Genomic DNA, 20,865 nt, shown 5'->3' with positions numbered 1-20,865 from the left:
AGAAAAATAGAAGACGAATTCAAACATAACTGGTATCCCGTCATTACTTACGGGAACGTGAGGACTTTTGCAGCCCATTGCTGGGCGGCTGGGTTGGCGAGGTGCCGCCATTGGTGCCATGAACAACCACCACATGCCCATTGCGACTCATCGGCTCAGGTGCGGGCGCGGGCGCGGGCGCGGCGTTTGCGTTACGGCCTCGCCAGCGCGCCCAGAGGCGCCCGATCCGCTGATGCCAGCGCAGTTGCTCTGGCTCGGGTTCATAGCCATAGCCATAGCCATAGCCATGGCCGCTTTTGCGTGCCCGATTGACTACGACCCCAGCCAACGCCACCCCCGACTGTGCCAACAGGTTTGCTGATTGGCGCAGGGCGCTCGTGCGCGTCTTGCCATCGGTTGCCACCAGCACCACCGTGTCGCAGAGTTGGGTCAATAGGGTGGCATCAGCCACCTGCAAGAGCGGTGGGCTGTCAAAGACCAGCACATCAACATGCGCCTTCAACTCATCAATGAGTTGCATAAACTGGGGTGAAACTGAGGATCGCCGTTGGATCGGTGGGCAATGGGCCACTAGCCATGAGCAACAGATTATCCAACTTGGTGGAATGGAGATGGAAGTCAACTGGCGTGGCGCCCTCCCGGATCAGCGCCGTGGTCACGCCGCGCAGATTGTGGTGGCCAAAGTAGGTGTGCAGCGTGGGGCGGCGCAGGTCGGTATCAATCAGCAGGACGCGCTTACCGGCACGGGCCAGCACGACCGCCAAATTGGCCGCCGTGAGACTCTTCCCCTCCCCTTGGTTGCCACTGGTGACCAGGATCGTCTTGGATCCATGGCCATAGCGCGCAACCTCAAGGCGCACACGCAGCATCTGGTAGGCTTCAGAGGCTTTGGCATACGCAGAGGTCATGGTGACCAATCTATCTGTGGGACGTTGCCCATCAATCTCTGTGATCGCGGCAAGCACATTGGTCTTGAGGACTTCCGCCGCTTGCTCGCTGGAAGTGATGCGATCATTCAATACCTCCAGCAGCAGGACGGCAATGACCATAACAACAAGTCCCAACAGCAGCGCAGCGGCGGTGTTGAGCGCAATGTTTGGGCGCACCGGATGCATTGGGATCAGCGCTTGTTCAACGGTATGCACGCTATTGGTGTGCTGTAGCTCGGTCATTCGCAGGTCTTCGCTGCTTTTGAGCAACGAAGCGGTACTATTGCGGTACAGCACCAAAAGTTCTGCTAAACGATTGCGTTCTCGCGCCTGAGCCGGGCCTTGCGCCGCTTCGAGTTGCACCTGGGTCGCATCAATCTGTTGCTGCAACGCATCCAACTCGCGCTCAAGCTTCTCGCGCGTTGCCACAAAGCGTTCACTCTGGCGCAGCTCATTGTGAGCCGCAAAGACCGCAACCAACGTATTGGCAATTGCCGCCGCTTCAGCAGGATTATGCCCCTGCACCTGCACCGTGATGAGCTGCGTATCACGCATCGGTGTGGTGGTAATCCGCTTTTCCAAGGCCTCCGGCGTTGTTGGCAACTCCAAACGCGCAATCACCTCTTCCAGGATCGGGCGGGTCAACATCAGCGAAGCATAGGTACGCGCCAAACGCTCACTACTCAGAATCGCGGTATAGTCGGTATTGGCACTACTGCCCGACGTCTGACTAATCATGAGCGTGATGGAAGCCTGATTCGCCAGCCGGTGCCCGTGGCCTTGGTGAACCGCCTCACCCAATTGGAGGTTGCCACCGCATGGGGTAATCTGCTCGCTGCCCGTTTGTTGCTCGGCGATGCTGAACATACCACCCTCTTGGCCCATCCCGAACTGCGCCCTTACCTGCTTACCCTGCTCGATCCCCACGAGCGCGGTGAGTGGCACCATACTGCTGGCCTGCACTACCAAACGTGTGGCGATTACCTTGAAGCTGCGTTTCACTTCCGCCAGGGTGGTGCCTTTGAACGGGCCGCCACTACCCTGATTGCCCAACAGGCATGGCTACAAGCCCATCACCGCGAGGCGCTGCGCGATCTGTTGCGCCAATTTGGGCCAACTGAGGTGCAACCAACAACCTGGGCCAAACTCAAGCTCTTGAGCGGCGATCTGGCCGAGGCGTTGCAAGATATGGATAGTGCCCTCGCAGAGTATGCTCAAGCACTGGCGACATCCGACCTTCAACTGAAGGCTCGGGCCTACCACAAACGTGGGCGCGTCTTCAAGATGCGGAATGTCGCTGAGGCGCTGGCCCACTACGAAACCTGCATCCAACTCTCAGCCGACGCCCATCTGCATGCCCAACTGGTCGCGGCCTCCGTGGATGCTGCGTGGGTCTACATGGAGGACTACCGCGATTTTGCTCGGGCTGCAGAGCATCTACAACGAGCGGAAGTCCATCTACCAGAGAGCCATGCCGTGCTGGTGGCAAAATGGCACAATGCACAGGGCGAATGGCACCACCTTCAGCAACAGTATCAAGCTGCACTCGCTGCCTTTCTTCAAGCGCGCTTGGCCGCCCTCGAGTCGCAAGATGTCGAACTCCAACTCAATGTGGTCTACAACCTAGGGACATGCTACGCCGCCCTAGGCCGCTTTCCCGAAGCGTTGGGCTACCTGCAAGAGGGGCGTACCCTTGCTGTCCGCGTGGGCGACCGCAACCGCGAGGGGCGTTGCAACAAGGGGCTCGGCGAATATTATTACTGGCTCGGCGACTACCAAGAGGCGGTCAATTACTACACCGCAGCCTATGCCATCTTCGCCGCTATGCATAACCAACTCTGGCTCACCGGCATCTGTTACGATCTCGCCGAGGCATGGAGCGAATTGGGGCTATGGGAGCAGGCGCGGCGCTACTACCAAGAGGGCATTGCGCTTACGCAAACCCTGGAGGGCGAACGTTATCGCGCCGCATTTCAAGAACTAGCGTCCCGCTTTCTCGTGCTGCAGGGCAGCGATCTAACCACGCGCACGCAACAGATTCTTGCGGGCCTCCAAGCCTATGGCGCACTCACCAGCCAAGAGTGCGCCCAACTCTTAGGGCTCTCGAAAGAACAAACCCTGCGCGAACTGCAACCCCTCATCAAGCGTGGCATGATCATCAAGCAGGGCAAAGGCCCCAAAACCCAGTATCGCCTTGCAGATTCGTAGAACATGTTCACTTGTGCGTTGGTGGCGAATATGGTAGGGGCACGGCGGCACATACGCATTACGTTAAGCCTCCCGGTGGGGGTTCGGGGGAGGCAAAGCCTCCCCCGAAGAGTTCTTTGTTAGCGCGAAGAAGCCTTGGGCTAGCAACCACCGCGCCGCTGGCTCGGTGGTTGAGCCTGCCGAAACCAGCCTGTCGAAGCCAAGCGGCGCGGCCCAGAACTTCTTCGCGCTAACAGTTCTTTTTCGTTCGTGTTGGCGGCGAAGCCGCCAACACGAACGAAAAAGAGGGTTTGGGGCTACGCCCCAAGAGCGGGTTTTAGGGCGGCAGCCCTAAACGTACTATCTATGGGCTACGCCCCAAGAGCGGGTCTTGCGGGCACCAGCCCGCAGCAAGCACTAGAAGATCGTCAGAAAACTGAAGAGATAGAAATAGGCAAACAAGAAGGCTACCGCGTTGCCAAGCAGCGCCGCCCGGTAGCTCACCTTGAGGCTGCGCTTACGCAGCATAAAGAGCACAAAGCCCTCAACAATCACCGATACCACCATTGCTGCAAAGAGGGTCGTAAAGACATTGCCAAGCCCCAAGAGCAGTTGGCTCAATAGCAGGATCACGAAGGCCGAGGCGAGATTGGCTAGGACGGCGTCGCGCAGCGATTGCTTGAAACTCTCCCATTTCAACTGGAAGAAGACCGTGGCCTTCATCAGGGTCGCAATGACAAGGAAGAACAGTGGAAAATAACCAGCCAGTAGCAAACTAGAAGGCATTGTCTACTCCTCGATTGTACGTACCGCATGGCCCCCGAACTGCTGGCGCAACGCGGCCAAGACCTTAGCCCCAAAGCTGTCGTCCTGCCGTGAACGGAAGCGGGTCTGGAGTGCTAAAGTGATCACAGGGGCGGGCACATCAAGATCGATGGCCTCCTGCACGGTCCAACGTCCTTCGCCGCTATCTTCGACATAGCCACGCAACCCGGCCAACTCCTGGTCGGCTGCGAAGGCCCGTTCGGCCAACTCGAGCAGCCACGAGCGCACGACGCTGCCTTGGTTCCAGAGGTGGCTGATCTGCTGGAGATCGAAGTCGTAGCGCGATTTGGCCAGAATCTCGAAGCCTTCGGCATAGGCTTGCATCATGCCATACTCGATGCCATTGTGGATCATCTTGACAAAATGACCAGCCCCCCAAGGGCCGCAGTGCAGGTAGCCGTCGGGGGGGGCCAGGGTTTGCAGCAGTGGTTCAATCTGTGCAAAGCTCTCGGCTTCGCCGCCAACCATGGTACAGTAGCCTAGCTCAAGCCCCCAGACGCCGCCACTCACCCCGGCATCCATGAACTTGATACCCTGAGCCGCGAGTTGTTCGCCGTGGGCAATGCTCACCTTGTAGTTATTATTGGCACCATCAATCAATAGATCGCCCGCTTGCAGCAGCGGGCTCAGCCGGGCAATATGCTCTGCCGTAGCCGCCCCAGCGGGCAGCATCAGCCAGACAACCCGTGGGGGCGTAAGGGCCGCCACCAACGCCTCAAGGCGCTCCGCCGCTACCGCCCCATGCGTTGCTGCCAACTCATGCGCCTTGGCGGCATTGCGATTGTGTACCACCACCCGATGTCCGCCGCGCAAGAGCCGAATGGCCATATTGGCCCCCATGCGCCCCAAGCCGATCATGCCAAGTTCCATGTGTTGTCCTTTATACTATGCCCAATGGCCGATAGCTAGTTATGTTGGGGCGTAGCTCCAAACCCCACTGTATCCAATATCCAGTATAAGGTAAAATCATGGAACAAGCTTACGCGATTGAAACCATCAACCTGACACGCCGCTATGGGCGGATGGTGGCGCTTGATCAGCTCAACCTCCAGGTCGAGCGGGGCAGCATCTATGGCTTCATTGGGCCAAATGGGGCGGGCAAGACCACGACATTGCGGCTGTTGGCGGGTCTGTTGGAGCCGAGTAGTGGCGAGATTCGCATGCTTGGCCAGAAGCTCCAGCCCGGTGGGGGCCAACGCATGGTTGGGTATATGCCCGACTTCTTTGGGGTCTATGACGATCTGCGCGTTTGGGAGTATCTCGATTTTTTTGCGCGCTGCTATGGGCTTGAGGCGCAGCAGCGTAAGCGCACCGTGGACGAATTGTTGAGCTTGGTTGATCTGAGCCACAAACGCGACGCCTATGTTCAACAGCTCTCACGGGGCATGCAGCAGCGCCTCTGCCTCGCCCATGCGTTGGTGCATAATCCGCCGGTGCTGCTGCTCGACGAACCGGCCAGTGGGCTAGACCCACGGGCGCGGGTGGAGTTACGCGAACTGCTGCGCACCCTGCGCGAAATGGGCAAAACCATTCTGCTCAGTTCGCACATCCTGAGCGAATTGGCGGAGATCTGCACCGAAATTGGGATCATCGAGAGTGGCACCCTGATTGTGAGCGGCCCGGTTGACACGGTGCGCCGCCAATTGCAGGGTGGAGCGCGGCTACGCATCCGCCTGCTGCGCGAACTTGAGCGGGCACAGGAACTGCTGCAGCAACTGGCGGCACATCCAACTGATGGGCTGCCGCACCCCCAGCTTGTGCGCCCGGACTATAGTGACAGCCAGGCTCTGATCGTTGAGTTTGACAGCTCCGACGAAGAGCAGCAGGCCGCACTACTTAGCCACCTCATTGCCGCAGGGCTCGTGATCAGTGAATTCCGACCCCAGGCCGAAAACCTCGAAGAACTCTTCTTGCGCCTCACGGCTGAGGGGTAATACCATTTACGATTGTAGATTGTAGATTGTAGATTGCAGATTGCTGAACATGGTACTAGCACCTCTTTTCACGAAGTATTGACTTCTCTCCAATTCAGGTAGCGAAATTACCACAGACAGAGCTAGGGGCTGTGTGGTACAGTGAGCCGTATCCGATAGTTAGCATATGTTTTTGTTTTGGTACTTGCAACGATGCAAGTGTACGCCGCAATGACGCAGGTCGTGTCCTTGCGTCTTTTTTTGTGTAAAGGCAAGCAGAAATTGCTACGTATCCCAGCAGCCTGTCATGCTGAATAGTCCATGGTTCGCGGACATCGTAGTGCCGACTTTAGTCGGCTGAGGTCTTTGGCAACGATGGGCAGCCGACTAAAGTCGGCACTACCTACGGCGCAAAGTGGTTTCAGTCCACGTTACTACTTGGAGGCATACAGCCCTTCCTAATGCCGCAAACCTATTTCCTATCCCCTATCCCCTATTTCCTATCCCCTACCCCTAAGGCTTACTATGCAAACACAAAGCTACGATACCCTTGTGATTGGCGCTGGCATTAGTGGCATGCAGGCGGCCCTCGATTTGGCTGAGAAGGGCTACCGCGTTTTGGTGGTTGAGCGCCAGGCGAGTATTGGTGGCACGATGGTTAAGTTGGATAAGACGTTTCCAACCAACGATTGTGCCATTTGTATCGCTGCACCAAAAATGGTTGAGTTGGCGCGCCATCCCAATATTACGCTGCTTACTTCCGCTCGCGTTGAGCAAGTTAAGGGTTCGGTGGGTAATTTTGAGGTGACGATCTGGCGCCAAACGACCTATGTTGACCCGGAGTTGTGTACGGGTTGTGGCGATTGTGCCCGCGCTTGTCCTGTGGATGTTGACGATACCTTTAATGGTCGCCTTTCGCAGCGTAAGGCGATCTATTTGCAGTTTCCCCAGGCGGTGCCGGCGATCTATACGATTGATTATGCCCATTGTACTGGCTGTGGGGCTTGTGACCGCGCCTGTGGCCCGCGGGCGATCTCTTTCCTGCGCCGCTCCCGTCCGCTGCGGGTGACGGCGGCCAGTGTGATTGTGGCGACCGGCTTTGAGTTGCTGGAACCAACGGAGTTGCGCAAGGAGTATGGCTTTGGGCGTTTTGCCAATGTGTTGACTGCGCTTCAGTATGAGCGTATTCTCTCCGCTTCTGGGCCGAGCGATGGCCACATCACCCGCCCCTCCGATGGTAAGGTGCCGCAGCGTATCGCGTGGATCCAGTGTGTCGGTTCGCGCAGCGAGCAGGGCGGTTATCCCTATTGCTCGAAGATCTGCTGTATGTATGCGACCAAGGAGGCGTTGATTACGCGGGAACACGCTCCAGACACTGAGGCGACTATTTTTTATATGGATCTGCGCGCCTATGGGAAAGATTTCCAGCAGTATTATGAGCGCGCCGCTGCACATGGGGTGCGCTATGTCCGTAGCCGCCCGGCAATGGTGAGTGAGAATTCCGATCAGAGTGTTACGCTTACCTATGCCGATACGCTTACTGGCACGATGCACCATGAAAGCTTCGACATGCTGGTGCTTTCAACTGCGGTGGTGCCTTCGCCCGATAATCGGCGCTTGGCGCAGGCGCTCGATATTGCGGTGGACGACCACGGCTTTTTTGTGCCCCGCGATCCCCTGCGGGAGCCGTTGCACGCGACGCGCGAGGGGATCTTTTTGGCGGGTGGGGCTCAGGGGCCCAACGATATTCCTGATAGTGTGGCCCAGGCCTGTGGTGCCGCCGGGCGTGCCGCCATTCCGCTGGCGACGCGGACGCGCGCTAAGCCGCCTGAGCCGCCCGCTGAGCGTGAGGTGAGCGATGAGCCAACCCGCACCGGCGTCTTTGTCTGTAGTTGCGGCAAGAATATTGGTGGCTTTGTGGATGTTGCGGCGGTGACTGAGGCGGCTCAGACGCTGCCCGGGGTTAGTTTTGTCGAGAGTTCGACCTTCGCCTGCTCTGAGGATGCACAGCGGCGCATCCGTGCCGCGATTGATGCCAATGGGCTCAATCGGGTCGTTGTCGCGGCCTGTTCGCCCATTACCCACGGGCCGGTCTTTCAACAGACCTGCGCTGAGGTGGGTTTGAACGCGGGCCTCTTTGAGATGGCCAATATTCGGAATCAGTGCTCCTGGGTTCACTCTGGCGCGCCGGGCGCGGCGACAACCAAGTCAATTGATCTGGTACGCATGGCGGTGGCGCGGGCCGACCAGATGCGCCCGCTGACTGCCCAGATGTTGCCGGTGCATCCCGATTGTCTGGTGATTGGCGGCGGGGTGGCCGGAATGAATGCGGCGTTGACCCTGGCCGATATGGGTATCAATACCTACCTGGTGGAGCGCGAGCCGATCTTGGGCGGTAAGCTCAATACCTTGGCTACCCTTGCGCCGGGGGATGTTGCGGCAAGTGAACTGCGCGAACAGATGGTTCATGCGGTGCAGCAGCGCCCGCGCATCAAGCTCTTTTTGGGCACGGAGGTGCGGGAGATCAGTGGGCACGTCGGTGATTTCCGCGTGACCCTCGATGAGGGCATTGGCGGCGAGATCAATGAGGTGCGCGTCGGGACGATGATTGTGGCCACGGGTTTCCGTGAGGCCAATCTGCACGGGCGTTATGGCTATGGCAATGAGCCACGGGTGATCACTCAGCTTGAGTTGGAGCGCCACCTGCGCGAAGGCACCTTGGGCCAGCCCCGTTCGGTGGTGATGATCAACTGCGCTGGTTCGCTTGAAGCTGAGAATCCCAACTGCTGCCGCATTGGTTGTGGCATTGCGGTGAAGAACCTGCGGCGGCTGCGCGAGGCCGCGCCCACCGCCAAGTTGAGCCTGCTCTACCATGATCTGCGCGTCTATGGCAAGGGCCAGGAGGAGCATTTCACCCAGATGCTGCGTGAGGTGGAGCCGCTGCGGGTGCGCTATGATACGGCGCGTCCGCCGACGGTTGCGGCAACGCAGAGTGGGCTTGAGGTGACGGTCTATGATACGCTGTTGCGCGATGAGCTCACCCTGGAGGCCGATCTGGTGGTGCTGACGGCGGCGCTGCGTGGCGATAGCGAGACGAGCCGTTTGAAGCAGATGCTCAAGGTGGCGGCCAACGGCCAGGACTTCTACAACGAGGCCCATGCCAAGATCCGCCCGCTCGATTTCAACACCGAAGGCATCTACCTGTGCGGCTCGGATCACTATCCGCGCACGATCGCCGACACGATGGCTCAAGCGGCGGGGGCGGCCTCGCGGGCGGCGATACCACTGCTGCGCGGCGAGGTTAGTGTTGAAGCGATTGTGGCCGAAGTGCAACCGGAACTCTGTTCGGGCTGTGGGCTCTGCCTCGACTCATGCGCGTATGGCGCAATGAGCATGGATGCGCTCCAGAATCTGGTGCTGATTGAAGAGGTACTGTGTAAAGGCTGTGGCACCTGCGTGGCGGCATGCCCCTCCGGGGCGTTGCAGCAGCGCGGCTTCACCGATCCGCAGTTGCTGGCGATGATTGAGACGGCCTGGGAGGGGGCCACCAATGAGTGAGCGTTTTGAGCCAAACATTTTAGGACTGCTCTGTAGCTGGTGCGCCTATACTGGGGCCGATACGGCGGGCGTGAGTCGTGCCCAGTATCCGGCCAACATCCGCATTGTGCGCGTGATGTGCAGCGGGCGCATCGATCCGATCTTTGTGGCCCGCGCCTTTGAGCATGGGGCCGATGGGGTGCTGGTGGCTGGTTGCCATCCGGGCGATTGCCATTATGTTTCGGGCAACCATTTCGCCCAAGATCGCTTTGCAACCTTCGCGCGCATCCTCGACTTCTTTGGGATTGATGAACGCCGCTTCCGCCTCGATTGGGTCTCTGGGGCTGAGGGTGCCCGTTTTGCGACGATTGTCAGCGAGATGACCGAAGAGTTGCGGGCGCTCGGGCCGCTCAAGATGAAGGTATCCTAATGTCAAGCTTGATTGAACAGCAACTACGTGAGCGAGCAACGGCGCTGCTTGACGCTGGTAGCATTGATCTCTTTCTGGGCTACCGCCAGGGTTCGCGGGCGCTGCGGGTGGCCCCCTTTGCAGCCCGCTCATCCTCTGAGGCGGAACGCCTGGTTTGGAACGCCGTTTGTGTGCCCAACCTCGCAGGAGCACTGCATAAGTATGCCGACCAGCGCGTCGGGATTGCGCTCAAGATGTGTGATGCGCGCAGTGTGATTGAACTGCTGCGCTTTAACCAGGTCAAACGCGAGAACCTGCATGTGATCGGGGTGGTCTGCCACGGCATGGCCGACCCAGAACTGGTTGAGGTGGGCGATGAGACGCCCATTGCTTGGTGGGATCCCGCCAGCGAGCGTCCCACGGTGGGGCCGGAACGCTTGCTCGAAAAGTGTGCCTCCTGTCCCAAGCCGGTGCCCGATCTCTACGATGAGTTGTTGGGCACGGTGGTGAGCGCCCCGGCAGCAGTGGAGGATGCGCGTATCACCGATGTACGCAAACTTGAGGCGATGGATGCGCCGACGCGCCGCGCCTTTTGGCAAGCCCAACTGAGCAACTGCACGCTCTGTTACGCCTGCCAGACCGTCTGCCCGCTCTGCTTCTGCAAGCGTTGCGCCTTGAGCCTCGAGCGCGACGATCCCCGGCGGCAGGCCCGCGACATGGGGAGCATCTTCACCTTCCACATGATGCGTGCTTACCATTTGGCCGAACGCTGCACCGGCTGCGACGAGTGTGAGCGCGTCTGCCCTGAGGATATTCCGCTCAGTTTGATCACTGAAAAATTGGAGCTAGATCGGGGGCAACAATGAGTATGAACATTCGTGCCAATGGCGGCCCTGACGAACTGCTGCGTAAGGTCGAAGCCCTGAGTGCTCAGCGGCTCGCCAACTGCTACCAGTGCGGCACCTGTAGCGGCGGCTGCCCACTTGTAGGCGCAATGGATCTGCTACCCGACATGCTCATCCGCCATCTCAGCGTTGGGCTACCCGGTGTACTGGAACGACAAACCTTCTGGGTCTGTGTAGGCTGCGACACCTGCGTAGATCGCTGTCCACGCGGCATTGATGTAGCCCGCATCATGGAGGCGCTCCGCCAGATTCACCTACGCGAACGCAGCGAACCACCCGCCCTCGCGCACCTCACCGACACCCAATTGGGCGAACTGCCCCCCATTGCACTCGTGGCAAGCATGCGGCGCAGTACGTCGTAGGGGACGCGAGGAGGCGGGGACGCGGGGACGCGGGGACGCGGGGACGCGAGGACGCGAGGACGCGAGGATGGCTCGCGCAACGGTTGAAGGTTTGGCTAGGGTCGTCTGCGGGAACTTGGTTCCCGCATCAACCCCCGAAGGGCGCGGGAACTTGGTTCCCGCATCAACCCCCGAAGGGCGCGGGAACTTGGTTCCCGCAACCCCCAGCAGCAAAGCGCTGGAATGAGGGTTGATGGGAGAACCATGTTCTCCCATCAACCCTCCATTCAAGGAATGAAGAGACATGCAAGTAGCCTACTATCCCGGATGCACCATCAAAGTCTCGGCGCAGCACCATGAACGGGCGGCGCTGGCGGTGTTGCGTGCTTTGAACATAGAACTGTGTGAGTTGCCTGAGTGGAACTGTTGCGGCGTGTTGCACTCGCTCACCGACGACAACCTCATCCGCCATATGGCCCCGATACGGATGTTTGCGCGCCTAGAGGAGCAGGGGGCACATGAGATGACCACCCTCTGTGATATGTGTTTCAACACACTGGCCCAGGCCAATACGTGGGCCAAAGAGCGCCCCGAACGCATCAGGGCGATCAACTCAACCAGTGGCGGCGAGTTGGACTACGACGGCAGAGCGCAGATTCTGCACCTCTTGCAACTGCTGCGCGACCGGGTGGGCCTGGCGGCAATCAAGGCGCGGGTGCGCCGTCCGTTGCGCGGCCTGACCATCTACCCCTACTATGGCTGCAAGCTCTTGCGGCCCTCCGAGGTGGCAATGGACGACCCCGAGACCCCACGGGTACTCCACGATCTGATGCTGGCATTGGGAGCCACGGTGGCTGAAGGGCCATTGCAGACCCAATGTTGCGGCAGTTACCACGTCGTTGACCGCGAACAACTGGTGACCAACCGGGTCGCCGCGACTACCGACGAGGCACGTGAGCGCGGCGCAGAGGCATTGGTACTCTCATGCCCACTCTGCCACTACAACTTCGACAGCTTCCAGGGCAGCAACCACGCAGCCCTACCGATCTTCTACTACACCCAACTGATGGGCATCGCCTTCGGCCTAGAACCAGAAGAACTGGGCCTCGACGCCCATCGTGTCGCCTTATTGCCGGTGCTGCTAGAGCACGAATTGGTACCAGAGGGTGTTCAGGTGAACTAGGTTCATGTGAACACCCTCCGTCCGCCGGGATGTGGGGCTGCGCCCCAAACCTGCTTTTTTCTTTCGTGTTGGCGGCTACGCCGCCAACACGAAAGAAAAAGAATTTTTCGGGGGCCTGGCCCCCGAACCCCATGCGACAAGGGCGCAAGCCCAACACATAAGGAGCAAAAGCATGAGCGAGCAGACCGGAATGATCACCATGCAGTTGATGGGCAAAAACTACCAAGTGCCCACTGGGCTGACGATTATGGCCGCCATTGAATATGCAGGCTACAAACTCGTGCGGGGCGCGGGGTGTCGCGGCGGCTTCTGCGGTGCATGCCCAACGCTCTACCGGCGCAGCGACAACCACCGTATCTTTACGGCGCTTGCCTGTCAGACCCTGGTGGAAGATGGGATGTGCCTCGTACAGATGCCGTTTGTGCCGGTGGTAAGCCGCCGCTACGATCTGCACCAAATTGCCGCCAAGCCCAACACGCTGCTCCAACACTTCCCAGAGATTGCCGGTTGTGTCGCCTGTAACACATGTACCCGCGCCTGTCCGCAGGGGCTTCAGGTGATGGACTATGTGCAAGCCAGTTTGCGCGGCGACATCGAACGGGCCGCAATGCTCTCGTTCGACTGCATTGCCTGTGGTATCTGCTCCAGCCGCTGCCCTGCCGACATCAAACACTACGCGGTGGGCCTGTTAGCACGGCGGCTCTACGGCAAATACGTCACCCCCGACTCGCCCCAACTGGCCGCACGCGTCGCAGAATTGCAGACGGGCAACCTGATTGCCGACCTCAACGCCCTCATGGCGCTCTCGCAAGAGGAACTGCGCGCCCGCTATGAGCAGCGCACCTTTGAGACCTCGGAGGAAAACAAGGAACCCTTTAGTGCCATCCAACACTACAATTCGCCGATGGATCCGGTGGACTATAAGGATGAGATTGAAGTGTGATAAAAATCCGAAAATCCCATAGCCGAAAGGTTGATAAAAACAGTGCTTTCTTCGCTCCATGACATTCAAGCGCATTGAGACGCCATGTCCGGCTTTCAGCTATCGGCTATCGGCTATCGGATTTTGTATCAGGGGCCGCAGGCCACATACGTTCACAACCCGGGGCGCAAGCCCCCCAGATAGGGAGCAAAGCTTCTATGGAATTGATTGATGGTTACCCTGCTGCGATGCGCGAGAGTATCGCCCTCGTTGAGCAGACGCGCCCCACACGCTTGGGGCGCACCTTTCCGGCCATGACGCCAGAGCAGCGGCGAGAGTTGCTGCTTGGTCACCACCCCGACTATAAAGATGGCGCGAAGCGCCCGTTGCTCTTTGGGCCGAATAAGGGCATGCTGCTCAACCATGAGTTGGCCGATCTCTTCGAGGCGCGCCCGTTGGTGAGTGCCAGCCTTGATCTGAACGATGTTGATAGCGATGTTGACCTTTTGATCATTGGTGGCGGTGGGGCTGGGACAGTGGCGGCAATCTGGGCGGTACAGGCGGGGCTTGATCCCAGCCGCGTACTGATTGCCACCAAGCTGCGCCATGGTGACTCCAACTCAACCATGGCCCAGGGCGGCATTCAGTCCGCCGACCGGCCCCATGATTCGCCTGCCCAGCACTTTCTTGATGCGATGGGCGGTGGTCATTTTACCAATCGCCCCGAACTGGTTGAGGCGCTGGTGAGCGATGCACCGCTGATTATCCATTGGCACGAGCAGTTGGGTGTGATGTATGACAAAGACGAGCAGGGCAATTTTGTGATGCATCCGGGCGGTGGCACCTCGCGCAACCGCATGCACTCGGCGCGTGACTATACCGGCCTCGAGATTATGCGCGTGCTGCGCGATGAGGCACGCAACCTGCACATCCCTGTGGTTGAATTCTCGCCTGCGATTGAACTGCTCTGCGACGAGCGTGGCCATGTTGCGGGGGCCGTCTTGGTGAACCTAGAGACCAAACGCTACCACATTGTGCGCGCCAAGGCGACGATTGTCACGACGGGGGGCTTGGGGCGCTTGCATATGCAGCAGTACCCGACCACGAACCACTACGGCGCGACGGCTGATGGGCTGATTTTGGCCTACCGGGCCGGGGCGGAGTTGGTAGATTTGGATGCTATCCAGTACCACCCGACCGGCGCGGCCTTCCCGGCACAAATGGCGGGCCTGCTGATTACCGAGAAGGTACGCGGTATGGGTGCCCAGCCGGTGAATTGCAAAGGCGAACAGTTTGTCTACCCACTAGAGCCGCGTGATGTTGAGGCTTCGGCCTTTATCCGCGAGTGCAGCCTTGGACTAGGCATCCCAACGCCCCACGGCATCCAAGGTGTCTGGCTCGATGCCCCCATGGTGGACATCATCCACGGGCCGGGCACGATTCGCTCGGCGTTGCCCGCAATGTTCCGTATGTACACGCGCTTCGGCATTGACATGACCCGCGACCCCATTCTGGTCTTCCCTACGCTACACTACCAGAATGGCGGCATTATCACCAACCCAGATGGTGCCACAACCGTGCCGGGGCTCTATGCAGCGGGCGAAGTGATGGGCGGCGTGCATGGCAAAAACCGGCTCATGGGCAACTCGCTGCTCGACTTCAACGTCTTTGGGCGCCGGGCTGGCATCGCTGCGGCCAACTACGTGCGCGAACAGGCCCAGCCCACACGCCTCAGCCTTGAGCATGTCGCCACCTACGAACGCCACATGCGCGACGCCGGCATCAAGACCACCCGTACCGCCCCGCGCATCCTCCCAGACTATCGCGGCAAAGAGGCATTGGAGCGGTATTTGGATATTCCGTTGTAGCCTCGTTCTGTTCTATTGTGACGGCGCAGCCGTCACAATAGAACAGAACGAGGCTTTTGGGGGCGGCGCAGCCGCCACAAAACCCCCGCCGCTAGGCGAAAGTGCAAAACTATGGAACAAACATACAACATCCTGATAGATGAACGTTGGTGCAAGGGGTGTAAACTCTGCTACATCCATTGCCCAACGCAGGCGCTCCGCATTGCCGAGCGCTTTTCGCCGCGTGGTATCCATCCGCCTGAGTTGGCGTTGGTGGCGCGTTGTAACGGCTGTCGGCTCTGTGAGTTGCTCTGTCCCGATTTTGCGATTACGGTGACTGAAGAGGAAGAGGTGGCGCTGCATGGATAGAGCATTGATCCGCCGCGCCCTGGGCGATAAGGTTCAGTTTATTCAGGGCGATGATGCGTGTGCCTATGGGGCTCTTTTGGCGGGCTGCAATTTCTTTGCGGGCTATCCGATTACGCCCGCAACTGAAGTGGCCGAGCAGATGTCGATCCTCCTACCTCTTGTCGGCGGCTGCTACATCCAGATGGAGGACGAGATCGCGAGTATGGGTGCGCTGGTGGGTGCCAGTTGGACCGGCGCGAAGACGATGACCTCCACCTCTGGCCCGGGCTTTTCACTGATGCAGGAGAATTTGGGCTATGCCATTATGACCGAAACGCCCTGCGTGGTGGTCAATGTGCAGCGCTCCGGCCCCTCGACCGGCCAGCCAACCATGGGCGCCTATGGCGATATGATGCAGGCCCGTTGGGGTACCCACGGTGACCATGAGATTATTATGCTCTGCCCCGCCTCGATCCAGGAGTCGCTCGATCTGACTATTGTGGCCTTCAATCTCTCTGAGCAGTTCCGCACGCCGGTTTTGCTCTTTATTGATGGCGAATTGGGCCATATGCGCGAGCGCCTCGTTATTCCTGATGAGGACGAGTTGGAGTTGGTCGAACGGCCTATGTTCAATGGCCAGGGCAAATATCTGCCCTTCGCTACCGATGCGAGCTTGGTGCCAACCTTTGCCCCCTTTGGCTCCGGCCATCGCACCTATGTCACCGGCCTGACCCATAATGAGCAAGGTTTGCCGCGTAGCTCCAGTGCCGAGATTCACGATAAACTGGTGCGCCGACTGGCCGATAAGATCAACAACCACCGCGACCAGATCATTCGCTACGAAGAGTTCTACGCCGATGACTGCGACATCGCAATTATCACCTATGGTATTACGGCCCGCACCTGTCGCGATGTGGTAGAACAGGCGCGCAGCAAGGGCATCAAGGTGGGCATGTTGCGCCTGATCACCATCTGGCCCTTCCCCGATGACACCGTGGCCCGTTGGTCCGAGTGCGTGCAGGCCATTCTGGTACCCGAAATGAACTTGGGCCAGATGATCCACCCCATCCGCGAAGCGGTCGCCGGACGCTGCAAGGTCGCGCCGCTCTTCCGCATCGGCGGCGAAATCCACACCCCGGTTGAGATCCTAACGGCCCTGGAGGAGCTTCAATGTCAACTCTGCTAAAACCAAAGACTGCCGCCGAATTGCGCGATGTCTACCTGCGCCAAGAGATGATGCCCACGATCTTTTGTGATGGCTGCGGCTTGGGCAATGTACTCAACTATACCCTCTGGGCGCTGGACGAACTTCAGGTCGATCTCGATCAGGTGGTCTTTGTTTCGGGCATCGGCTGCTCGTCGCGCCTTTCGGGCTATGTCAATGCCGATGGCATGCACACCACCCATGGACGCGCCCTCTCGTTCGCTTCGGGCATCAAAGCCGCCAACCCCAACCTCAAGGTGATCGTCTTTACCGGCGACGGTGACGGCGCGGGGATTGGGGGCAATCACCTGCTCCACACGATTCGGCGCAACATGGACATGACGGTCATTCTGGTGAATAACTATATCTACGGGATGACGGGTGGCCAATCGGCGCCGACAACACCGATTGGCGGCCTGAGTACCACGACGCCCTACGGCAACGTCGAGTACCCGATGGACATCTGTGCGCTGGCGTTGGCGCTTGAGGCGCCCTACGTCGCCCGCTGGACCGTCAACCAGCCCTATCCGCCGATTAAGTCCATTGCCCAAGGCATTGCCAAGCGTGGCTTCGCCCTGATCGAGATGCTCGTGCCCTGCCCGACCGCCTACGGCGGCAGAAATGGCCTCAAAGGGGTTGAGGCGATTTGGCAGTGGTACCGTGAGAATACCGTCCTGCTCGATGACTTTGAACACATTATGGAGTTTGGTACGCTCGAAGAGCAGGAAGAGATCAAGCACAAGCTCAAGGTTGGCGTCTTGCGGGACACTGAGCGCGAGAGTTTTGAAGAGCGCTGGGCCAAGCTTGTCGAGCAGGTGAAACTATGAGACAAGAAATTCGTATCTGCGGCTTTGGGGGGCAAGGCGTGATCACCGCCTCAGTGATCCTCGGCAAAGCGGCGGCAGTCTACGACAACCTGATTGCCTGCCAGAGCCAATCCTACGGCCCGGAGGCGCGTGGCGGCGCGGCGCGTGCCGAGGTGATCATTGACGACAAGCCGATTGGCTGCCCCGGCGTGCATGTGGCCGACATCCTGATCGCCATGTCAATCGAAGCCTTCACTCGCTACGGACGTGACGTCAAACCCGACGGGACGATCATCATTGACCCTGATCTGGTTGTCATCCCCGATCTGCCGGAGCGGGCCTATCCCATTCCGGCCACCCGCATTGCTGAGAACCTGGGCAACACCGTCGTCGCCAACATCGTCATGCTCGGTGCCGTAACGGCCATCACCGGCGTCGTCTCGGAAGAGGCCATCCACGCCTCCACGATCAAGAGCGTACCGGCACGCTTCAAGGAACTCAACGAACGTGCGCTCGCAGCGGGCATAGCGGCGGGGCATGAGTTGAAGGGCTTGGGGCGCGGGTAAGCAGCAAGTGCCCTCGGCGGGGCTTTGGGAGCGGCTTCGCCGCCCCCAAAAAAACGCTTTTTGTTCCGTGTTGGCGGCGAAGCCGCCAACACGGAACAAAAAACAGGCTTTGGGGGCTGTCGCCCCAACATGTGGATGGTTCTACAATCTACAATCTACAATCTACAATCTACAATCTACAATCTACAATCTACAATCTACAATCTACAATCTACAATCGTAAATGGTATTACCTCCTTAAACCATCAGGAGGCTCCTATGTCAAACGATATTCTCCTCGTCACGAGCTCTGTGTACCACATGACTCCGTCGGCGCACGAATGCTGGACAGTTGCCGATTATGAGCAATTGCCCGACGATGGCATGCGCTATGAGTTGATCAATGGAGATCTCCGCATGACTCCGGCCCCGAACCTTGCCCATCAGACGATGAGTGGCCTTATCTTCTACCATCTGCTCCAAGCGGTACAATTCAGCGGCACAGGGCGCGTCTTTGCTGCGCCGGTTGATGTGCAACTCGATGGCGCAACCATTGTTCAGCCCGACATTGTGGTGGTGCTACGCGACGGCGCGGCAAGCCTCACCGAACAGCGCATCGTCGGCCCGCCCGACCTGATTGTCGAGATTACCTCGCCCAGCACGGCAAGCTACGACCGCCGTGAGAAGCGTGATCGCTACGCAGCAGCAGGGGTGCGCGAGTATTGGATCGCTGATCCCGCTAGCCATAGTGTTGAGTTGCTGACCTTGGAGGGCAATATCTACCGCGCCGAACATGTCTACCGTGGCCAGGCGATTATTCCTAGCACTGTGCTTCCAGGGTGGGCCACACCGACTGAGGTACTCTTTGGGGAACAGGGTTAGCTCAAGCGGCGCTGTGCTCTTATGCCAGACTTTTCCCACACATCTATTCCCGATCCTGAAGCTTTTGCCGAGCGTCTGCGCTGTGTGCCCGATACGCCGGGGGTCTATCTCTGGAAAGATGCCCAGGGGACGCTGCTCTATGTGGGTAAGGGTAAAAAGCTGCGTGAACGCATGCGCTCCTACTTTGGTTCGCCCCGGAGCTTGAGTGCTAAGACGCGCCGTTTGGTGAGCCATATTGCCGATTTTGATACGATTATTACCCAGAGTGAGCTTGAGGCGCTGTTGCTTGAGATGAATTTGATTAAGCAGCATCGCCCACGTTATAACATTCTGCTCAAGGATGATAAATCCTACCCTTATATCAAGGTGACGCTCCAAGAGGAGTGGCCCCGCGTCTTTTCGACGCGCCAGGTGCAGCCTGATGGGGCGCGCTATTTTGGCCCCTATGCTAGTGCTGGCTCAGTCTATAAGGCGCTCGATCTGCTCAATCGGCTCTTTGCCTTTCGTCCGCCCTACGAGTGCAAAGACGACAAATTTACGCGCTATCGGCGGCTGGGTCGCCCTTGCCTCTACCACCAGATGAAGCGCTGCCTCGGCCCATGTGTGCCCGGCCTCGTCAGCCAGGCGGAGTATCGCGCTACGATTGAGGCGGTCTGTCGTTTCCTTGAGGGCAAGACAGAACAGGTGACGCGCTCGCTGCGCCAAGAGATGGAGGCGGCCAGCGATGAGCTGAACTTTGAACGGGCTGCGCTGCTGCGTGACCGGATTGTGGCGATTGAGAAGATTTCGCAGCGCCAACAGGTGTTGCGTAGTGTAGACGAAGATCAGGACGTGATTGCCTTTGCCCGTGAGGAGGGTAGCGCGGTGGTGCAGGTACTCTTTGTACGCGGCGGTAAGCTGGTCAATACTGAGCCATTTACACTGCAAGGCACCGAAGATGAGAGCGACCAAGCGCTGTTGACTTCCTTTATTACCCAATTTTACGATCAAGCGCCCAACGTGCCGCCGACCCTGCTCTTGGCCGAGCATGTTGAAGAGCCGCTGATGATCGCGGCCTGGCTCGAAAAGAAAGTGGGCCAGCGTATCGAGATCAGCGTACCGCGTCGCGGCGAGAAGCAGCAATTGGTGCAATTGGCCACCAACAATGCCCGTCAAAAACTGGACGAACTACGCCAGCAGTGGCTCAACAGCGAGCAACGCGCCATTGCGGGCCTAAGCGAGTTGCGCGATCATCTGGAACTGCCCGGCTTGCCGCAGCGCATCGAGTGCTACGACATCTCCAACCTGCAAGGCCAACACAGCGTCGCCAGCATGGTGGTCTTTGAACAGGGCGAACCCAAAAGCAGCGCCTACCGACGCTTCAAGCTCAAGGGGGTGGAAGGGGCTAATGATGTCGCCTCACTGCACGAAGTGCTCACCCGGCGCTTCAAGCGTGCCGCCGAGGCGCTGGCCAGCGAAGAGCAACCCGTCGCTCCTGATGTAGCAAGTACCAGCGCCGAGGAGCGCGAGCCGGAGGCAGCCGAGGCCAAGCGCCAGCAGGCCCGCGAAGCCTGGGCCGTTATGCCCGACCTGCTGCTGGTGGACGGGGGCCGCGCCCAGGTCAATGCGGCTGTTGCGGCGCTCCAAGCCCTTGGCTTCAGCCACATTCCGATCGCGGGGGTGGCCAAAGGCCCCGACCGCAACCGCTTCGATCTTGTACGCCCCAACCAGCCCGACGCAATTGTGCTAGAACGCACCAGCCCCGCCTTGAACCTCGTCCAGCGCATAGACGAAGAGGCGCACCGCTTTGCCATCACCTACCACCGCAAGCTACGCAGCAAAAACAGCTTCAGTTCCAACCTCGAAACCATCCCCGGCATTGGTCCCAAACGCAAAAAGGCGCTGCTCCGTGTCTTCGGCTCACTCGCGGGCATCCGCAAGGCCAGTATCGAAGAGTTGGCCGCCGTGCCAGGCATGACCCGCAAGGCCGCTGAGGAACTGAAGCGGCTGTTGTAAGGGCTTTTGAGAACAGAGGAACAGAGGAACAGAGGAACAGAGGAACAGAGGAACAGAGGAACAGAGGAACAGAGGAACAGAGGAACA

At 59.0% G+C, this 20,865-nt stretch carries 19 protein-coding genes; 15 read left to right on the top strand and 4 right to left on the bottom strand.

Annotated elements, in window-relative coordinates; genetic code table 11:
- Positions 1-43: 43 nt before the first annotated feature.
- Positions 44-520, bottom strand: a complete 477-nt coding sequence (locus CJ255_RS10785) for a tyrosine-protein kinase family protein (protein ID WP_097644111.1) — start codon at positions 518-520, stop codon at positions 44-46.
- Positions 507-1,796 carry a nucleotide-binding protein gene (locus CJ255_RS10780; RefSeq protein WP_165774664.1) on the bottom strand — a complete coding sequence of 430 codons (1,290 nt, stop codon included), beginning with the start codon at positions 1,794-1,796 and terminating at the stop codon, positions 507-509. Before CJ255_RS10780 ends, CJ255_RS10785 begins: the two co-directional genes overlap by 14 nt.
- On the opposite strand from CJ255_RS10780, the gene CJ255_RS10775 reads away from it, so the two are divergent.
- Complete coding sequence (locus CJ255_RS10775) at positions 1,713-3,137, top strand: tetratricopeptide repeat protein (RefSeq protein WP_165774663.1); 1,425 nt, start codon at positions 1,713-1,715, stop codon at positions 3,135-3,137. The genes CJ255_RS10780 and CJ255_RS10775 overlap by 84 nt on opposite strands.
- A gap of 396 nt (positions 3,138-3,533) precedes the next feature.
- Here CJ255_RS10775 and CJ255_RS10770 read toward each other — a convergent pair whose 3' ends face one another.
- Both CJ255_RS10770 and gnd read right to left on the bottom strand, forming a co-directional pair.
- Positions 3,534-3,902, bottom strand: coding sequence for a hypothetical protein (locus CJ255_RS10770; RefSeq protein WP_097644108.1), 369 nt, complete (start codon positions 3,900-3,902; stop codon positions 3,534-3,536).
- Between the two features lie 3 nt (positions 3,903-3,905).
- Positions 3,906-4,811, bottom strand: a complete 906-nt coding sequence (gene gnd / locus CJ255_RS10765) for a phosphogluconate dehydrogenase (NAD(+)-dependent, decarboxylating) (protein ID WP_097644107.1) — start codon at positions 4,809-4,811, stop codon at positions 3,906-3,908.
- Positions 4,812-4,909: 98 nt separating this feature from the next.
- Between gnd and CJ255_RS10760 the strand changes: the two genes are divergently transcribed.
- From CJ255_RS10760 to uvrC, 14 genes are all read left to right on the top strand, one after another.
- Positions 4,910-5,875: an ABC transporter ATP-binding protein gene (locus CJ255_RS10760; protein ID WP_097644106.1), complete on the top strand. Its 966-nt coding sequence runs from the start codon at positions 4,910-4,912 to the stop codon at positions 5,873-5,875.
- A 504-nt stretch (positions 5,876-6,379) separates the two neighbouring features.
- Positions 6,380-9,412 carry an FAD-dependent oxidoreductase gene (locus CJ255_RS10755; protein WP_097644105.1) on the top strand — a complete coding sequence of 1,011 codons (3,033 nt, stop codon included), beginning with the start codon at positions 6,380-6,382 and terminating at the stop codon, positions 9,410-9,412.
- Positions 9,405-9,821, top strand: coding sequence for a hydrogenase iron-sulfur subunit (locus tag CJ255_RS10750; protein ID WP_097644104.1), 417 nt, complete (start codon positions 9,405-9,407; stop codon positions 9,819-9,821). The genes CJ255_RS10755 and CJ255_RS10750 overlap by 8 nt, the downstream gene beginning before the upstream one ends.
- On the top strand, positions 9,821-10,666 hold the full coding sequence (locus tag CJ255_RS10745) for a 4Fe-4S dicluster domain-containing protein (protein WP_097644103.1): 846 nt from the start codon (positions 9,821-9,823) through the stop codon (positions 10,664-10,666). The genes CJ255_RS10750 and CJ255_RS10745 overlap by 1 nt, the downstream gene beginning before the upstream one ends.
- Positions 10,663-11,067 carry a 4Fe-4S dicluster domain-containing protein gene (locus CJ255_RS10740; protein WP_097644102.1) on the top strand — a complete coding sequence of 135 codons (405 nt, stop codon included), beginning with the start codon at positions 10,663-10,665 and terminating at the stop codon, positions 11,065-11,067. Before CJ255_RS10745 ends, CJ255_RS10740 begins: the two co-directional genes overlap by 4 nt.
- 283 nt (positions 11,068-11,350) lie before the next feature.
- A complete protein-coding gene (locus tag CJ255_RS10735; protein ID WP_097644101.1) occupies positions 11,351-12,229 on the top strand; it encodes a CoB--CoM heterodisulfide reductase iron-sulfur subunit B family protein in 879 nt (292 codons plus the stop codon).
- 172 nt (positions 12,230-12,401) lie between these two features.
- Positions 12,402-13,172 (top strand): 4Fe-4S dicluster domain-containing protein, encoded by a 771-nt coding sequence (locus CJ255_RS10730; protein ID WP_097644100.1) that lies wholly within the window; start codon positions 12,402-12,404, stop codon positions 13,170-13,172.
- A gap of 197 nt (positions 13,173-13,369) precedes the next feature.
- Positions 13,370-15,019, top strand: coding sequence for an FAD-binding protein (locus tag CJ255_RS10725; RefSeq protein ID WP_097644099.1), 1,650 nt, complete (start codon positions 13,370-13,372; stop codon positions 15,017-15,019).
- 111 nt (positions 15,020-15,130) lie between these two features.
- Positions 15,131-15,367 carry a 4Fe-4S dicluster domain-containing protein gene (locus CJ255_RS10720; protein WP_097644098.1) on the top strand — a complete coding sequence of 79 codons (237 nt, stop codon included), beginning with the start codon at positions 15,131-15,133 and terminating at the stop codon, positions 15,365-15,367.
- Positions 15,360-16,532 (top strand): 2-oxoacid:acceptor oxidoreductase subunit alpha, encoded by a 1,173-nt coding sequence (locus CJ255_RS10715; RefSeq protein WP_097644097.1) that lies wholly within the window; start codon positions 15,360-15,362, stop codon positions 16,530-16,532. The genes CJ255_RS10720 and CJ255_RS10715 overlap by 8 nt, the downstream gene beginning before the upstream one ends.
- Positions 16,517-17,377 carry a thiamine pyrophosphate-dependent enzyme gene (locus tag CJ255_RS10710; protein WP_097644096.1) on the top strand — a complete coding sequence of 287 codons (861 nt, stop codon included), beginning with the start codon at positions 16,517-16,519 and terminating at the stop codon, positions 17,375-17,377. The genes CJ255_RS10715 and CJ255_RS10710 overlap by 16 nt, the downstream gene beginning before the upstream one ends.
- Positions 17,374-17,922, top strand: a complete 549-nt coding sequence (locus tag CJ255_RS10705) for a 2-oxoacid:acceptor oxidoreductase family protein (protein ID WP_097644095.1) — start codon at positions 17,374-17,376, stop codon at positions 17,920-17,922. Before CJ255_RS10710 ends, CJ255_RS10705 begins: the two co-directional genes overlap by 4 nt.
- Positions 17,923-18,180: 258 nt before the next feature.
- A complete protein-coding gene (locus tag CJ255_RS10700) occupies positions 18,181-18,783 on the top strand; it encodes a Uma2 family endonuclease (RefSeq protein WP_097644094.1) in 603 nt (200 codons plus the stop codon).
- Positions 18,784-18,804: 21 nt separating this feature from the next.
- Positions 18,805-20,778 carry an excinuclease ABC subunit UvrC gene (gene uvrC / locus CJ255_RS10695; protein WP_097644093.1) on the top strand — a complete coding sequence of 658 codons (1,974 nt, stop codon included), beginning with the start codon at positions 18,805-18,807 and terminating at the stop codon, positions 20,776-20,778.
- Positions 20,779-20,865: the final 87 nt, after the last annotated feature.

Source organism: Candidatus Viridilinea mediisalina (assembly GCF_002532535.1).
Taxonomy (GTDB): domain Bacteria; phylum Chloroflexota; class Chloroflexia; order Chloroflexales; family Chloroflexaceae; genus Viridilinea; species Viridilinea mediisalina.
The sequence above is the reverse complement of the archived record's forward strand: the minus strand, read 5'-3'. Positions and strand labels throughout refer to the sequence as shown.

Bases quoted from the DNA above. Each gene is read 5' to 3' on its own strand.
- CJ255_RS10785 (WP_097644111.1), bottom strand. From the start codon at position 520: ATGCAACTCATTGATGAGTTGAAGGCGCATGTTGATGTGCTGGTCTTT.
- CJ255_RS10780 (WP_165774664.1), bottom strand. From the start codon at position 1,796: ATGTTCAGCATCGCCGAGCAACAAACGGGCAGCGAGCAGATTACCCCA.
- CJ255_RS10770 (WP_097644108.1), bottom strand. From the start codon at position 3,902: ATGCCTTCTAGTTTGCTACTGGCTGGTTATTTTCCACTGTTCTTCCTT.
- gnd (WP_097644107.1), bottom strand. From the start codon at position 4,811: ATGGAACTTGGCATGATCGGCTTGGGGCGCATGGGGGCCAATATGGCC.
- CJ255_RS10760 (WP_097644106.1), top strand. From the start codon at position 4,910: ATGGAACAAGCTTACGCGATTGAAACCATCAACCTGACACGCCGCTAT.
- CJ255_RS10755 (WP_097644105.1), top strand. From the start codon at position 6,380: ATGCAAACACAAAGCTACGATACCCTTGTGATTGGCGCTGGCATTAGT.
- CJ255_RS10750 (WP_097644104.1), top strand. From the start codon at position 9,405: ATGAGTGAGCGTTTTGAGCCAAACATTTTAGGACTGCTCTGTAGCTGG.
- CJ255_RS10745 (WP_097644103.1), top strand. From the start codon at position 9,821: ATGTCAAGCTTGATTGAACAGCAACTACGTGAGCGAGCAACGGCGCTG.
- CJ255_RS10740 (WP_097644102.1), top strand. From the start codon at position 10,663: ATGAGTATGAACATTCGTGCCAATGGCGGCCCTGACGAACTGCTGCGT.
- CJ255_RS10735 (WP_097644101.1), top strand. From the start codon at position 11,351: ATGCAAGTAGCCTACTATCCCGGATGCACCATCAAAGTCTCGGCGCAG.
- CJ255_RS10730 (WP_097644100.1), top strand. From the start codon at position 12,402: ATGAGCGAGCAGACCGGAATGATCACCATGCAGTTGATGGGCAAAAAC.
- CJ255_RS10725 (WP_097644099.1), top strand. From the start codon at position 13,370: ATGGAATTGATTGATGGTTACCCTGCTGCGATGCGCGAGAGTATCGCC.
- CJ255_RS10720 (WP_097644098.1), top strand. From the start codon at position 15,131: ATGGAACAAACATACAACATCCTGATAGATGAACGTTGGTGCAAGGGG.
- CJ255_RS10715 (WP_097644097.1), top strand. From the start codon at position 15,360: ATGGATAGAGCATTGATCCGCCGCGCCCTGGGCGATAAGGTTCAGTTT.
- CJ255_RS10710 (WP_097644096.1), top strand. From the start codon at position 16,517: ATGTCAACTCTGCTAAAACCAAAGACTGCCGCCGAATTGCGCGATGTC.
- CJ255_RS10705 (WP_097644095.1), top strand. From the start codon at position 17,374: ATGAGACAAGAAATTCGTATCTGCGGCTTTGGGGGGCAAGGCGTGATC.
- CJ255_RS10700 (WP_097644094.1), top strand. From the start codon at position 18,181: ATGTCAAACGATATTCTCCTCGTCACGAGCTCTGTGTACCACATGACT.
- uvrC (WP_097644093.1), top strand. From the start codon at position 18,805: ATGCCAGACTTTTCCCACACATCTATTCCCGATCCTGAAGCTTTTGCC.